The organism is Ornithinibacillus contaminans (genome assembly GCF_001038425.2).
Lineage (GTDB): Bacteria > Bacillota > Bacilli > Bacillales > Amphibacillaceae > Ornithinibacillus > Ornithinibacillus contaminans.
The window spans coordinates 235,268-250,035 of record NZ_LDPV02000053.1 but is presented as its reverse complement, the minus strand read 5'-3'; the positions used below and the strand labels follow the sequence as shown (position 1 = coordinate 250,035).

The 14,768-nt window shown below is 38.3% G+C and carries 13 protein-coding genes and 1 pseudogene; 3 read left to right on the top strand and 11 right to left on the bottom strand.

Annotation, left to right across the window (positions count from 1 at the left end; genetic code table 11):
• The first annotated feature begins 17 nt into the window (after nucleotides 1-17).
• Nucleotides 18-635, top strand: coding sequence for a YesL family protein (locus JF53_RS16930; RefSeq protein ID WP_047982729.1), 618 nt, complete (start codon nucleotides 18-20; stop codon nucleotides 633-635).
• Nucleotides 636-648: 13 nt separating this feature from the next.
• Here the strand turns inward: JF53_RS16930 and JF53_RS16925 are convergent, their stop codons facing one another.
• The 3 genes from JF53_RS16925 to JF53_RS16915 form a co-directional block, all read right to left on the bottom strand.
• Nucleotides 649-1,470 carry a carbohydrate ABC transporter permease gene (locus JF53_RS16925; protein ID WP_047982728.1) on the bottom strand — a complete coding sequence of 274 codons (822 nt, stop codon included), beginning with the start codon at nucleotides 1,468-1,470 and terminating at the stop codon, nucleotides 649-651.
• Nucleotides 1,471-1,494: 24 nt separating this feature from the next.
• Nucleotides 1,495-2,373: a carbohydrate ABC transporter permease gene (locus JF53_RS16920; RefSeq protein WP_047982727.1), complete on the bottom strand. Its 879-nt coding sequence runs from the start codon at nucleotides 2,371-2,373 to the stop codon at nucleotides 1,495-1,497.
• 245 nt (nucleotides 2,374-2,618) lie between these two features.
• Nucleotides 2,619-3,914, bottom strand: a complete 1,296-nt coding sequence (locus JF53_RS16915) for an extracellular solute-binding protein (protein ID WP_047982726.1) — start codon at nucleotides 3,912-3,914, stop codon at nucleotides 2,619-2,621.
• A 159-nt stretch (nucleotides 3,915-4,073) separates the two neighbouring features.
• Here JF53_RS16915 and JF53_RS16910 point away from each other — a divergent pair, with 159 nt between their 5' ends.
• Nucleotides 4,074-5,249 (top strand): ROK family protein, encoded by a 1,176-nt coding sequence (locus JF53_RS16910; RefSeq protein WP_047982725.1) that lies wholly within the window; start codon nucleotides 4,074-4,076, stop codon nucleotides 5,247-5,249.
• 110 nt (nucleotides 5,250-5,359) lie between these two features.
• Nucleotides 5,360-6,978 (top strand): annotated as a pseudogene (locus JF53_RS16905) (glycoside hydrolase family 43 protein).
• A 72-nt stretch (nucleotides 6,979-7,050) separates the two neighbouring features.
• Here the strand turns inward: JF53_RS16905 and cbpA are convergent.
• From cbpA to JF53_RS16865, 8 genes are all read right to left on the bottom strand, one after another.
• Nucleotides 7,051-7,677 carry a cyclic di-AMP binding protein CbpA gene (cbpA, locus tag JF53_RS16900; protein WP_047982724.1) on the bottom strand — a complete coding sequence of 209 codons (627 nt, stop codon included), beginning with the start codon at nucleotides 7,675-7,677 and terminating at the stop codon, nucleotides 7,051-7,053.
• Between the two features lie 509 nt (nucleotides 7,678-8,186).
• Nucleotides 8,187-9,284, bottom strand: coding sequence for a glycoside hydrolase family 172 protein (locus JF53_RS16895; RefSeq protein WP_047982723.1), 1,098 nt, complete (start codon nucleotides 9,282-9,284; stop codon nucleotides 8,187-8,189).
• Nucleotides 9,285-9,313: 29 nt separating this feature from the next.
• Nucleotides 9,314-10,123 (bottom strand): carbohydrate ABC transporter permease, encoded by an 810-nt coding sequence (locus tag JF53_RS16890; RefSeq protein ID WP_047982722.1) that lies wholly within the window; start codon nucleotides 10,121-10,123, stop codon nucleotides 9,314-9,316.
• Between the two features lie 13 nt (nucleotides 10,124-10,136).
• Entirely contained in the window at nucleotides 10,137-11,024 is an 888-nt protein-coding gene (locus JF53_RS16885) for a carbohydrate ABC transporter permease (protein ID WP_047982721.1), read from the bottom strand.
• 103 nt (nucleotides 11,025-11,127) lie between these two features.
• The gene (locus JF53_RS16880; protein ID WP_053072059.1) at nucleotides 11,128-12,042 is read right to left on the bottom strand and encodes an ABC transporter substrate-binding protein; all 915 of its coding nucleotides are present in this window, start codon (nucleotides 12,040-12,042) and stop codon (nucleotides 11,128-11,130) included.
• 90 nt (nucleotides 12,043-12,132) lie between these two features.
• Nucleotides 12,133-13,056, bottom strand: a complete 924-nt coding sequence (gene rbsK, locus JF53_RS16875) for a ribokinase (RefSeq protein WP_083443675.1) — start codon at nucleotides 13,054-13,056, stop codon at nucleotides 12,133-12,135.
• Nucleotides 13,057-13,076: 20 nt separating this feature from the next.
• Nucleotides 13,077-13,667, bottom strand: coding sequence for a KpsF/GutQ family sugar-phosphate isomerase (locus JF53_RS16870; RefSeq protein WP_047982720.1), 591 nt, complete (start codon nucleotides 13,665-13,667; stop codon nucleotides 13,077-13,079).
• Between the two features lie 73 nt (nucleotides 13,668-13,740).
• On the bottom strand, nucleotides 13,741-14,685 hold the full coding sequence (locus JF53_RS16865; RefSeq protein WP_047982719.1) for a LacI family DNA-binding transcriptional regulator: 945 nt from the start codon (nucleotides 14,683-14,685) through the stop codon (nucleotides 13,741-13,743).
• Nucleotides 14,686-14,768 lie beyond the last annotated feature (83 nt).

Below are 14,768 nucleotides of genomic sequence, written 5' to 3'. Positions count from 1 at the left end.
TTGAACAGGTCTCATACATGAATCATGTAAGCACTAGGCTATACACAATTCTAGAATGGATTACCAAATTCGCTTATGTTAACATATTGTGGCTCACCTTCACCCTTTTAGGTGGCGTTGTGCTAGGCGTCTTTCCTTCAACCATTGCCCTGTTTGCTATCATGAGAGAATGGCTGAGAGGAAAAACAGATATACCTGTCTTTCAATCCTATTGGAATTTTTTTAAACAAGATTTTGTAAAAAGCAATGTGTTAGGCATATTCATCACTCTAATTATGGTACTAATTGGCCTTGATATATTATTCGTTCATTCCCATATAACTAGTGATTTCAAGTGGGTATCTATTCCACTTTTTTCCTTTATGCTAGTATCTCTTTTGTTTATATTTTACATTTTTCCTGCCTTCGTGCATTATGAACTAACAACACTACACATAATTAAAAATGCTTTTTTAATTATGTTAATCCATCCAATTAATAACCTTTTAATCTTGCTATGTTTAGTTTCAGCTTATAGTCTAATGGTGCTTATTCCTGCTCTATTCTTTATTTTCGGTGCAAGCATCTATGCTTTTATTACGATGTGGATTGCTTTAAACGCGTTTAACAACGTTCAAGAAAAGAAGGAAAACTAACGGGCACTAGCACCTACCCTTTCACTGCGCTTGCTGAAATTCCTTCCACAACTTTATTACTAAAGAACACAAATGCCAGCAAAATTGGTAGTACACTTATAATTAAGGTAGCTCCAATTGCTCCCCAATCCGTCATGTACTGACCGATAAAGTTTTGAATACCAACTGTTAATGTTTTATACATATCTGAACTGATAAAGGTATTTACAAATACAAATTCATTCCAGTTGTAAATCATATTGATGATTACTGTCGTCGATAGTACAGGGGCTGTCATTGGTAGGATGATCCGAAAGAACATCCGATGAACCGAGCATCCATCAATGATTGCTGCTTCCTCAATTTCACGTGGCAAGGTGTAATAGAACCCTAATAAAATCATAATGGTAATTGGTAGATTATACGTTGTATACGTGATAACAATCGACCATGGATTATCAATCAGATTAACATTCAAGAACATACTGAATAAAGGAATTATCGCGGAATGAATCGGAATCATTAATCCTACCATAAACAATCCCAACACGAGCTTACTTAGCTTCCACTGCATCCTCGTAATCGAAAAAGTGGCCATACTTGCTAAAAATAGCGTCAGTAGAATAGCAACTGCTGTAATCCATAAACTATTCCAGAAATACGTACCAATTCCACTATCCCATACTTTTAAATAGTTTTCCCACCGAAACTCAGAAGGTAATGCAAATGGTGATCCTGAAAAGATTTCACGATTATCTTTTAACGAGAACAAGAATAACCAAACAATAGGGAAAATCTGAAACAACGCTACGATTCCCAAACAAAGATATAAAAATAGGAATCCAATACGTTTCATCTGGAACACCTCCTTTTAATTCCGCTAATACTGAATTTCTTCCTTTGTAGCTGTTACTTTCCGAACAATTACCGTAATTAGTAACGTAATTAGCAATAACAAGAAGCCAATCGCACTCCCATAGCCAAAGTCATTACTTGAAAAGGCTAATTTATACATATAGGAAGCCATTACTTCACTTGCGCCATTTGGTCCTCCACCGGTCATTACGTAAATTAAATCAAAATATTTTAAAGAACCAACAACCGCTAAGACAATCGTTAATTTTACTACTCCCATAATTAAAGGTAATTTAATCCGGTATGCAATTTGAAAAGGTGTCGCCCCATCAATTCTCGCTGCTTCTATAATTGATTCCGGTATATTTTTTAGGGCAGCATAATAAATCAAAATATAAAATCCAGCATATTGCCATAGTATCGGGACAAATATGGCAAATAAAACGATGTTAGGCTCTGCTAGCCATGCAGGAGGATTTTCAATACCTACTGCCATTAAAATATGGTTTAGCATTCCATTAGTTGGATTAAATACCTTTATCCAAAGCTGTGCTATCGCTACAGAGGATAAAAGCATTGGTATAAGATATATTTTCCGCAAGAGACTCGCACCCTTTATCTTAGATGCAAGAATAAGTGAAATTACTAAATATATAATTAAACTAATTGTCGAAAAGAGTGCTAGAAGTAGAGAATGCCATGCACTATCCCAAAACTTCCCATCTTGAAGGGCCGAAATATAGTTTTCTAGCCCAATAAAATTCATCTCTCCGATACCATCCCAATCCATTAGTCCATAATATCCCGTCAAAATTAATGGAATAAAAATAAGTACGGCTACTAATAGGAGTGCAGGAAGAATATATAAAGCAATTATCCATTTATTGGACATAACCTTGTTCATGTATTCAACCCCAAATCATTTAATATAGAAAAAAGGGTTAGGACATAAGATGTTTGAGAAGATAAAATCCGAACTTTGCGCACAATGTTCGCTTTGGAAAATACCTCGCTAAAACAGTGCATTGTTCATTTTCTCATTTTACTTTTGTCCCAACCTCTTTCTTATTGCCGGATTTCAACTGAATTCTAGTAATCTTGAAAACTGATATATTAGCGTACAGCAAGTAACTGCGATAGCTGAGCTGATTATTCCGCCGCTAATGCATCTTCATGATTTTTAGCAAACTCTTCCGGCGTTACTTCATTACCAAATATCGCTTGAATCATATCCAAATGAACCTCCGCTGTATCAGGACTCATTTGAACATCAGCAAATAAAGTAAGGTTACTTGCTGAATTTAAATCTTCTAAAACATCCACATACATTTGTGGAAGGTCTAGGGAATCAGCATCTAGCTTCGTTGCTGGAATAACACCAGCTTGTGTCACTGATTTCTCTCCCCATTCCTTAACAAAAAATGCTGCGAAGTCTTTTGCCTCTTCTTTGACCTCTGAATCTTCAGCTACAAACAATCCAACCCCAGGTCCTCCAACAAAACTATTCATATCACCTTTCCCATCAACTGTCGGGAAGTTAAAGTAACCTACAGAATCTCTGAATTCCTGTGGTACATCTTCATTGGTCGTATAGTTTGGTAAATCCCATGTTGCAATTAAGTACATTGCTGCTTGTTCATTCATAAACATGCTCTTTGCCTCTTCATCTGCTAATCCATTAAATCCTTTAACAAACCCATCCATATTCACAAGATTCTGGACCTCTTCAGCCGCTTGCACTAAAGCAGGATCTTCAAATGTTCCTGTGCGGTTGATAGCATTTGTTAACACATCTGATCCACCAATACGATCTGCTAAATACATATACCATAATGAACCTGTCCAACGATCCTTATTACCTAGCGCAATTGGCGCTACTCCGTTATCATTTAAGGTTTGAATTACTTGCTCTAATTCCTCAAGTGTTTGTGGTACCTCAAGACCGTACTCTTCAAAAATAGCTTTATTATAAAAGATTGTTGCGATATTAAGTTCTAATGGCAACCCGTATGTTTTACCGTCTATCGCATACGCTTCTGCTGTTCCGGATACAAAGCTATCCTTCAAATCGCTTTCAATTACATCATCTAGCGGTGTAAACTTCTTACCATCCACATATGGTTGTAAATATCCAGCTGCCCAAGTCATCCCTACATCCGGTAACTCATCTGATGTTGACAATACTTGAATTTTATCCTTGTACTGTTCATTACTTAAAACCTCTAATTCAACCTTCACACCAGAATTCTGCTCTTCATAATCCGCAATGATATCGTTTACAATTTCATTGTGCGTTTTGGAACTACCTTCAGGCCACAAATGCATAAACTTAATGACCTTTGAATCACCATCAGAATTCGACGTACTATTACCCCCACATCCCGCTAAAAGCAAAACAAAAAACAACATTACAGACAATAATGTAACCGCTTTCTTGTTATTCATTGCCAACCCCCTAATTTTTTAATAATTAACACTTTTGTGAGCTCATGTATAGAATAACAAACAACATTTTGTTTGTCTAGTGGATAAACAAAGTTTATTATTGTTTTATATAATGGTATACTTTGCATATAAAAAACCAGTAGAGAGTGATTAAGATAAATGATAAAAAACAAAACTTGGAATCAACATGTCGTAAAAAAAGAAAATAAATCATTAGTATTAGAAACAATTCGAGCATGCTCCCCCATTTCTCGCGCTGCAATAGCAAGTAAAACTGGATTAAACAAAGGTACTGTTTCTTCACTTGTCAGCGACCTTTTAGAGGAGCAACTTTTATATGAATCTGGTCCAGGAGAATCAAGTGGTGGTAGAAGACCGGTAATGCTACTGTTTAACCAAGTAGCTGGACATTCTATCGGTATTGATTTAGGTGTCAATTATTTACTAGGCGTACTCACTGATTTAGATGGAAATATTTGTTTAGAAAAACGTGTTAAATTCTCAGATTTAACCTATGAGGAGATCGAAGAACAATTATATGCCATTATTGATTTTTTGATAGATGATGCCCCACCTAGCCCGTATGGCATCATTGGGATCGGTGTTGGCGTTCCCGGCACGGTAAACAAAAGTGGTGAAATCTTACTTGCACCAAACCTAGGCTGGAAAAATGTAGATTTAAAATCTATTTTAGAAGAACGCTATGATTTACCTGTAATCATAGAAAACGAAGCGAACGCTGGTGCCTATGGGGAAAAGAAATTTGGTGTAGGAAGAGATTATAACCAAATTGTTTATGTAAGCGTGGGCATAGGTATTGGGGTTGGCCTTATCTTAAACGGTGAATTGTACAAAGGAAATAATGGATTCTCTGGAGAGCTAGGCCATATGACCATTGATGTTGGCGGAACAAAATGTAGATGTGGAAATGACGGGTGTTGGGAACTTTATGCATCCGAGCAAGCTCTAATAAGAAATTCAAAAGAAATTAACCCATCATTATTTCATACACAAGAACCCACATTAGAGAGCTTAATTTCCCATGCTGAAGAAGGAGATTCAGAAGCAATTGGCCTATTTAGACAAATTGGTGATTACTTAGGGGTTGGAATTAATAATATCATTCATGCATTTAACCCTGAGCAAGTAATCATCGGGAATCGAATGGCATATGCACAGGACTGGCTGACAGAACCGTTACAGGATCGCATCCAGAGAAAGACGCTTTGGTTCCAACAAAATGATTTAGAGATTAATTTCTCTCAACTATCCACCCATTCAAGCGCGTTAGGAATTGCAGCATTCTCAGTTGAAAATTTCTTACTCACGATTTAAGTAGGAATTATTATTTTTATGTTCTTAGAACGAATTCACTATACATGAATTCGTTCTATATATACCACCAAAGAAAGCGCATACAAAAAACAGTAAAAGGAGAATGAAGAATGACAACAATTCAAAATCCCATTTTGACTGGATTTAATCCAGATCCTTGTATTTGCCGTGTTGATGAGGATTATTTCATTGCGGTATCCACCTTTGAGTGGTTTCCTGGAGTAGGAATCTATCATTCTAAGGATCTTAAAAACTGGCAGCTTGTTTCACGACCGTTAAATCGATTAAGTCAACTGAACATGCTTGGCAATCCCGACTCTGGCGGCATCTGGGCTCCAGCTCTTTCCTATAGCGACGGGAAGTGTTTTGGCTGATTTACACAGATGTTAAAGTTACCGAGGGACAATGGAAGGATTGCCATAATTACCTGGTAACTGCTGATTCAATTGATGGTGAATGGTCAGAACCGATTCATATTAATAGTTCTGGGTTTGACCCCTCATTATTCCATGATGATGACGGTAAAAAGTATTTCGTAAACATGTGTTGGGACCATCGGGTTGGTAATCATAATTTCTATGGCATCGTCCTTCAAGAATATAGTGCAGAACAACAAAAACTCATTGGAAAATCAGCGATTATCTTTAAAGGAACAGATATTAAACTAACGGAAGCTCCACACCTCTATAAGATTAATGGCTATTATTACCTTCTAACAGCTGAAGGTGGAACAAAGTATGACCATCAAGCAACAATCGCTCGTTCTAAGAATTTATGGGGGCCTTATGAAGTACATCCAGACAATCCATTAATTACGTCATTTCCATACCCTAGGAACCCTTTACAAAAAGCAGGTCACGCTTCCATGGTTCAGACACACACCAATGAATGGTTCTTAGTACACTTAACGGGACGCCCCCTACCTCGTACGGGACAACCAATACTGGATCCAAGAGGATACTGTCCACTTGGTCGGGAAACCGCAATCCAAAGACTAGAATGGAAGCATGATTGGCCATATGTTGTCGGAGGAAACCAGCCATCTACTAGCATAGAGGGCCCAGCAATTGAGGAAGTTCAATGGGAAAAAGATTATCCTGAGAAGGATGAGTTTAATACGGATACATTAAATTTACATTTTCAAAGCCTACGTATTCCTTTAGATGATACCATTCTGTCCTTAACCGATAACCCTGGGCATTTACGACTTTATGGCAAGGAATCACTCACATCAAAGTTTACACAGGCATTCATAGCAAGACGTTGGCAGCATTTTAATTTTACCGCAGAAACAAAGGTTGCATTCAATCCTGAGTCATTCCAACAAACTGCTAGTCTAGTAAATTACTATAACACCCAAAATTGGACATCCTTTGGTATCACTTGGAATGAAGAAAAAGGTCGCATACTAGATCTGATAAGTTGTGACAACTTTGCCTTTAATCAACCACTTAATGGCAATGAAATTCCAGTACCAGAACATGTGAAATACGTCTACCTACGTGCCGTGGTACAAACAAATTATTACGAGTATTCCTATTCCTTCGATGGTGCGAATTGGTCAACGCTTCCCATCCAGTTTGAAGCTTACAAGCTTTCAGATGACTATATTAATGGCGGCGGATTTTTTACTGGTGCTTTCGTAGGTATGCATTGCCAAGATACCTCCGGAGCCAGCTTACATGCCGATTTTGATTACTTTTTGTATAAAGAACTCACTGGAAATTAACGAGTCCGGTATGTGATTTGCTTGCTAACAAAAATCTGCTGGAGTAATAATCCAGCAGATTTTTTTAAATCTTTAATTTAACTTCTCAACATCAGTTACAGTAAAGTTATTCTTTTCTAAGTCTATTTTTATTTGATCTGCTAACGGTTCATCGACCTCTTTTGGTAGCACAATACATACTCTTCTTACATAGTTAGAATTATTATTTAAGGAAATAACACTTTGTACGTTACAGTGTTTGTTCACGACTTTCAACATTTTCTGTAGTGCCCCAGCATACTCAATCGTCCCAATTGTAAACGAGTAGCTTCCATTGTGGACACCCCAAGCATTTTCCAACACTTGTAGCACATTGCCATTTGTTAAAATTCCTAAGAACTCCATGGAGTCGTTTACTACTGCTAAAAACGGTAATTGTTTTATCGACGAGAAAACCTTAAAAAATGGGTCATCTTCCTTAATATACCCTTCCCTGTCTGTGATTAGCTTGGATAACGGACCTACCAATGAATGATTGATTTCATACTCTAATAAATCAACCTTATAAATATTGCCGACATACTTTTCCCCAGTTTCATCAAGTACTGGAATACAGCGGTAACCTGAGTCATCTAACTTCTTCACAACAGCTTCTAAACTATCAGTCTCGCGTACAAATACCACATCTTTTTTATTCACATAATCGTTTTTAACTAGCATATAATCCCTCCACGACTTATAATGGCACAGCAGGCATGGATCCTGCCCTCACCCTCATTCTCCTATATTTTCAGAAAAATAGCAACAGCAGATAAACCGCCATTGCTAGTAAAGAAAGATTGTTATCGTAAACGCTACTGATAATTTAGAATATCTGCTGATGTTTCGTGATTCCTGCTGATATCCTGGAATATCTGCTGATGTTTCCCTATTTCTGCTGATATCCTGGAATATCTGCTGATGTTCCGTGATTTCTGCTGATACCCTAGAATATCTGCTGATGTTTCGTGATTCCTGCTGATATCCTAGAATATCTGCTGATGTTCCGTGATTTCTGCTGATACCCTAGAATATCTGCTGATGTTTCCCTATTTCTGCTGATATCCTAGAATATCTGCTGATGTTTCCCTATTTCTGCTGATATCCTAAAATATCTGCTGATGTTTCGTGATTCCTGCTGATACCCTAAAATATCTACTGATGTTCCCCGATCCTCACTAATATCCCAATCAATAATCAAAATTCTTCTTCATATCCTCTTGGTTAAATGGCAGGACATCTGGCAGCGGCAAACGTTTTTCTACTGATAACATCGGATGGAATGCTTGATGTGGCTCGGTTTGGTACCAATAAGCTGTACTTGCATAATCATCACTTCGATGGTTATTATGACCATGCTCAATTGTCACCTTAATCGATTCCTCAAACATAACCGGATCCTGAATATGATAACGATAGGTTGAAATTCTTCCCGACCAGTTCGGACCGCCTCCTAAAATAATGCCATGATACGGGGTACAAATCTCTTGTTGTGGGCACCATGCCGTATTAAAATAATCCTCCATCCCAGTACCATGTAAGGATGGCGGCCAAGGCTCTCCATCAATGAAGATCATGTCATCACCCTCACCATACCAGTTCCATTCCTGGGTAAAGCGCAAATTGTGGATATTTAAATTACAGCCAACATAATGTCCTTTTCCTTTTGCATCCAGTAGAACGTAATTCCCATCGCCAGTCGTATTCTTGCCACCAAATTCAAACATTGCATTCGAGATATTGTCTTCAATGCCATCGGTAATTTCCCGCTTCCAGATCGCATGGAAACGAAGTGGGCTATCTATCTCTTTATCATACGCCTCGTAATCCACATAAAAATAAAACTTAATCGGATCATTTGCTTCGCTTTCAATTTCGATTCTAGCCTGACTTCCAAATGGCATCGGGAAAAAGCAATTCAATGCCCGACCATCCTCAGGACTCATTTGCAAAGGTGCAGAGGAATAATTCTTCGTAATGCCATGCCCCATGCCGAAAAAGTCACCAATTGGTGCTTCAACACTTGGCTGCTCCTCCCCATCCCAATACATCCGGAGAATTACTTTCCGATGTAAATATTCCTCAATCGAATCATCTAATGGTGCCATTGTCATCCATATATGCGTGATGCAACCAGGACCTTTCAAATCACAAATGTCCTTTCTTTCACCAGGTAAAAAACGCAAGAAATCACGATTTCCACCAGTCGTATCGTAACTAGAAGCTCGTTTTCGTTTCGCATCTCTTACCCGATATAAGTCTCGTAAAGATGTTCCAAAATTCGTCATGTGTATTCGCTCCTCTTCTTGTTTTTACCTTACTTAATACCTGTTGTTTTCACACCTTCAATTAAGTGTCTCTGTACGATAAAGAACAGAATAAATGTTGGAATTGCTGACACTAAAGCTGCAGCTAACACGACACTCCAATCCGTTTCATAGCCTCCACCAACTACATTTGCTAGAGCTACTTGAACCACATTTAATTCTTCACGTTGGTTAATAATCATTGGCCATAAATAATTGTTCCAATTGGCAGTGAAAAAACCAATGGTTAATGGAATAATGATGGGTTTAGAAAGTGGAAGAACTAATCGAAAAAAAGTTCCGGCAATGGAAAGCCCCTCTACATAGGCCGCTTCCTCTAATTCTTTCGGAAACTCTAAATAAAACTGGCGGAACAGAAATATTCCATAAGCATTAAATATCATTGGAATAATCAATCCTAGATAAGAATTGGACATACCTAGATTATGCACTACCATATACAACGGAATAATAATCACAGAAAACGGCACCATTAAGGTACTAATAATCCACCCAAACGCAACCGATTTCCCTGGAAAATTCAATCGTGCTAACGCATAACCTGCCATGGCATGAAACAGCATGGCCACAACGGTTACCGTTACCGACACAAATAGTGAGTTTAAGATGGCCCGAAAAATATTCGTTTCGGAAAATACTTGCTTCAGATTATCCAAGGTCAAATCACTAAAGTTCAAACCAAGACGGAACACAGAATCTGGTGTTTTGAATGAACCAACGACTAAAAAGTAAATGGGAGCAATCATTAAAATCCCACATACGAACACAAAAATTGTCAAAGCAGGTTTCCGTAATTTCATCACACTAGACCCCCTATTCCTTTTTCGTATACAATCTCAGCTGTGCTAGAGATAGTACAAAAATAATTAAAAATAATACTACTGCCAATGCAGACGCATAACCCATATTCAAAAATTCAAAGCCTTGTTTGTAAATATAAACAACACTTACTTCGGTAGCACTTGCAGGTCCTCCCTTTGTCATAACCATGATTTGGTCAAACACCGTAAATGAAGCAATCATGGTTACAATCAATATAAAGGCACTCGTACCACGTAACAATGGAAATGTTATATATCGAAACGCTCTAAAACCTGTCGCGCCATCAATTTTTGCTGCTTCATAATAATCTCGTGGAATCTCCTTAATAGAAGCCATGAAGATTATCATGTTATATCCTAAATTGATCCATAGAATAACAACAATAATTGCGACTAATGCTTGATCTGTAGAACCCAGAAACTCTTGTTTATCAAACCCGAATCCTTTAAGTAACTGATTAAAAATACCATTTCTTGGATCATATAAAAACATCCAAATAACCGCCGATATTACCGAGGTAATTGCAAAAGGAAGTAAAAACATAGTCCGAGCGATACTTTGGTATTTCTGTTTTAAACTGTTTAGCACAACTGCAAAAAACAGCGCTAAGCCATATAATGCAGGTACATATATAAGCGTAAATATAAACGTTCTACCAACAGATGCCCACCATCGCTTATCGGAAGCCATTTCAACATAATTATCAAATCCGATAAAAACCTTTGGTGTTAAGGCATTCCAATCGTGAAGACTGACATAGAATGCATAAATCATAGGAAAAAACACAAATACCGTTAGTCCCACTAAATTCGGTAGTAAAAATCCATATGCCGTTAAAGTTTCATTTCGCTTCCGTCTATTTTTCCAGATTCGCTTCATACACAACTCCTCCTCGGCGTTTTCGAGGTGCTCTACCAAACTGATAGGCTAGTATGACTCCAGAGAGACTGTACCCCAGAGACATACTAGCTATTCAAGAAAATTAATTCTGACTATCTAACACACTTTGAATCTTCTCATGGGCAATTTGAGCTGCCTCTTCACCCGTCATACCACCAAACATCACACTTTCCAGCATTGGAATAGCCCATGTACCAACAATTTGCATAGCAGCTGTTCCGCCGCCTAAGTTTGAAATATCAGTTGGATCAATTTGCAATTTAGATGGTGCTGCCCCTTCTTGGAATAATGCTCCCCACGCATCTAATGCCTCTGCTACTTCTGGTGTATTGAAGGTAGATTGTGTACCATCCTCACTCAATACTTCCCCACCATTTTGCCACATGAATGGATACCAAACGAAGTTCAAATACGTCCCCTTGTCTGTTGGAAGTGCGATACCTGCCACCTCATCTGTTGTTAACTTTTTCGCTGCTGCTAACAATTCATCCCAAGTTTTTGGTACGTCAACATTTGCTTCATCAAGCATTGTTTTGTTGTAATAAAGCCCAAGTAATTCTAACTCAAATGGTAATGCAAGAATTTTTCCATCCACTGTGACTGCCTCTAGAGAAGCTGGTAAAAAGTCCTCTTTAATCCCCTCTTTAAAATAAGGTGATAAATCTGCTAAAATCCCAGCATCTGCATATTTTTGAAAATCTCCAGGACTTGTCATAAAAATATCTGGACCTTCGTTATTAGCAAAGGCAACAGGTAATTGTGTATTCGTGTACTCCGTTAAATTTCCATTCGTAGAGTACTCAATTTTCACATCATCCTGCATTTCGTTATATTCTTCTACCAATCCTTCAAAAAACTCTTGATCACCCTCTGAATGGAAGTCCATAAATTTTAATGTAACGACATCACTATCAGAAGCTGCGTCATCCGAACAAGCAGATAACAGTACAATAATTAACACAAAACCAATCACATACAAACCCTTTGTCAATCTCATTTTTTTACCCCCTAAAAGTTTTAATTAATTCCTCTCACCAATAAGTAAACGTTTACATTTTACGGTAAATCGCCTCCCAAAATGTGTATTTCAATGCTTATTTAAACGGAGCATAAATGCTTCCACTTCCTCACGCGTAGGCAGGGAAGGTATGGCGCCTTCTTTTGTAACAGTTAATGCTCCTACAGCATTCGCAAATAATATAACTTCTTGTAATGGTAACCCACTTGTAATTCCTACTGCTAGGGCACCATTAAACGAATCACCTGCTGCTACCGTATCTATTGCAGTTACTGGATAACCTGGTACATGGTAGGTTCCGGATTCGTTAACTAATAATGCTCCTTCTTCAGCAAGCGTCAAAATAACATTTTTTACCCCTTTTGCTAAAAGCACTCTTGCTGCCGCTATAGCGTCATCTCGCGTGTTGATTTTTATAGTTGTTAAAATTTCTGCTTCTGTCTCATTCGGTGTTAAATACGTTACATTACTTAGTAGCTCTTCCCCTAGCATTTGTGCAGGAGCAGGATTCAAAATAACAGGAACATGATGTTCATTTGCAATCGAAACAGCTTGTTCAATCAGCAACATATTCATTTCCAATTGGACTACTAAAATATCAGCTTCTCTTATTAGATACTCTACTTCTAATAGCTCTTCCTGACGATAAGCTAGATTTGCCCCAGGAACGACAATAATACGGTTATTACCATTCGCTTCGATTGTGACAACACCGATTCCTGTCGCATGGTCATCATCCAGCAATACATAATCTGTATCAATATGCTCTTGAATGAGCGTGGTAATAAATTCTTTTCCAAAATCATCTGCCCCGACCTTGCCAATCATCGTAACATCGCCACCTAATCTCGATGCAGCCACAGCCTGATTTGCCCCTTTTCCCCCTGGAAATCTAGCAAACTTTGTCCCGATAATGGTCTCTCCATTTTCTGGGGCACGTGGTGTCTGCACCACTAAATCCATCATAAAACTACCAATCACTAAAATTCCCACAACATCTACACCCTTTGTTGTTATTTACTCGATAATTCCTGCCCTAAGCTTCCACCTGGATGATAAAGATGGAAATCCTTTTTCTCAAAATCCTTTAATATCGAAAGCGTCGCAGCCAGTGCATCGCCAATCACGAGTGTTAATGTGGAGCTCGTTGTTGGTGCTAGCTTCAAATGATCGGCCTCTGCTTCATAATGATACGTCAGTGCAACATCACAGGATTTAGCTAATGTAGATCCTTCCTTGGATGTAATCGCAATTGTTTTGTTACCAATTTTCGTCAATGACGGTAATAGACTTAGAACTTCATTCGTTTCCCCGCTATTGGAAATTAAGATCACGAGATCATCCTTTTGCACCATTCCTAAGTCACCATGAATCCCCTCGGTGCTATGCATAAAGAATGTCGGAGTTCCGGTACTTGCCATCGTTGCTGCAATTTTCTTCCCAATGTGTCCAGACTTCCCAACGCCCGTTACAACAACTTTTCCTGTGCATTGATCAATCAGGCGAATTGCCTCTTCAAATTCCGGGCCAATATGGCTGGTTAGCTCCTTGATGGAGGAATACTCAACCTCCATAACCCCTTTGATTTGTTCTAAAATATCCATTGTTATGCCTCCTTTTTTTCTGACTGTCACTATATAGAATAGCTATTCCTGAAAAATAGCTCTTCAGGTATCCTCAGTCTTCCTGCAATCGTTTCCGTAAGATTTCACCCGCTTGCGCACCCATTTCATATGGGGTTTGTTTTTTCATGAGAATGCTGGACGGGGAAAGCAATTGTGCTGCTTCCACTTCACCATAGGATGCCAAGACAATATCCGCTGGAATGGAATAACCTTTTTTAATCAGTTGAATCATCGCTCCTAGAGCCATCGTGTTATTAAAAGATAAGATGGCGGTGGGCTTTTTCTCTAATTGGAAAAAATAATTAACCGCTTTAATCCCATCCTCCTTTAAGAAGCTTCCATTAAAAACGAGTTGTTTGTCTTCTGTAATGTCATGGGCTTGGATAGCTTTTTTAAAGCCTTGGTACCGTTCCACACCAGTGCTTACTTTCAACGACCCATTGATGACACCAATTCGTGTGTGCCCCTGTTCAATCAGACTAGTTGTTAACTCATAAGCACCTTGCACATTATCTTCTACAACCATGTCAAGTCCAAGTGAGCTGCCATTAATTCTTCTATCGATTAACACGATTGGAATTCCACTATCCTTGATTTGCTGAATCGTTTCTTCATTTTCTCCAGAAGTTGCCAAAACGATGGCATCGACTCTTTTTTCCAATAAGACTTGGAGCATCTTCCGCTCTTTTTCGGGATTCTCATTGCCGCTTACAAATAATAGATTGTAGCCAAACTCCTCAATATAGTCCTCAATCCCTTTGGAAATTGTCATAAAGTAAGGGTTGGATATATCAGGCACAATGACTCCGATCGTATTGGTACGATCAATTTTCAAACTTCGTGCTACGGCATTAGGTTGGTAATTAAGCCTTTTGGCTGTTTCCAATACTTGTTGCTTCACTTCTTTACTTGCATAACCACTATCATTTAGTACTCTTGATACTGTGGCAATGGAAATTCCTAGTTCTTTTGCAATGTCTTTTATCGTAACTTTCATGAAAAATCAATGCCTCCATTCGCCAAATGTGTAAACGTTTACACATTTACATAAAAAAATATGGAATCGTTTACATTTGGAAT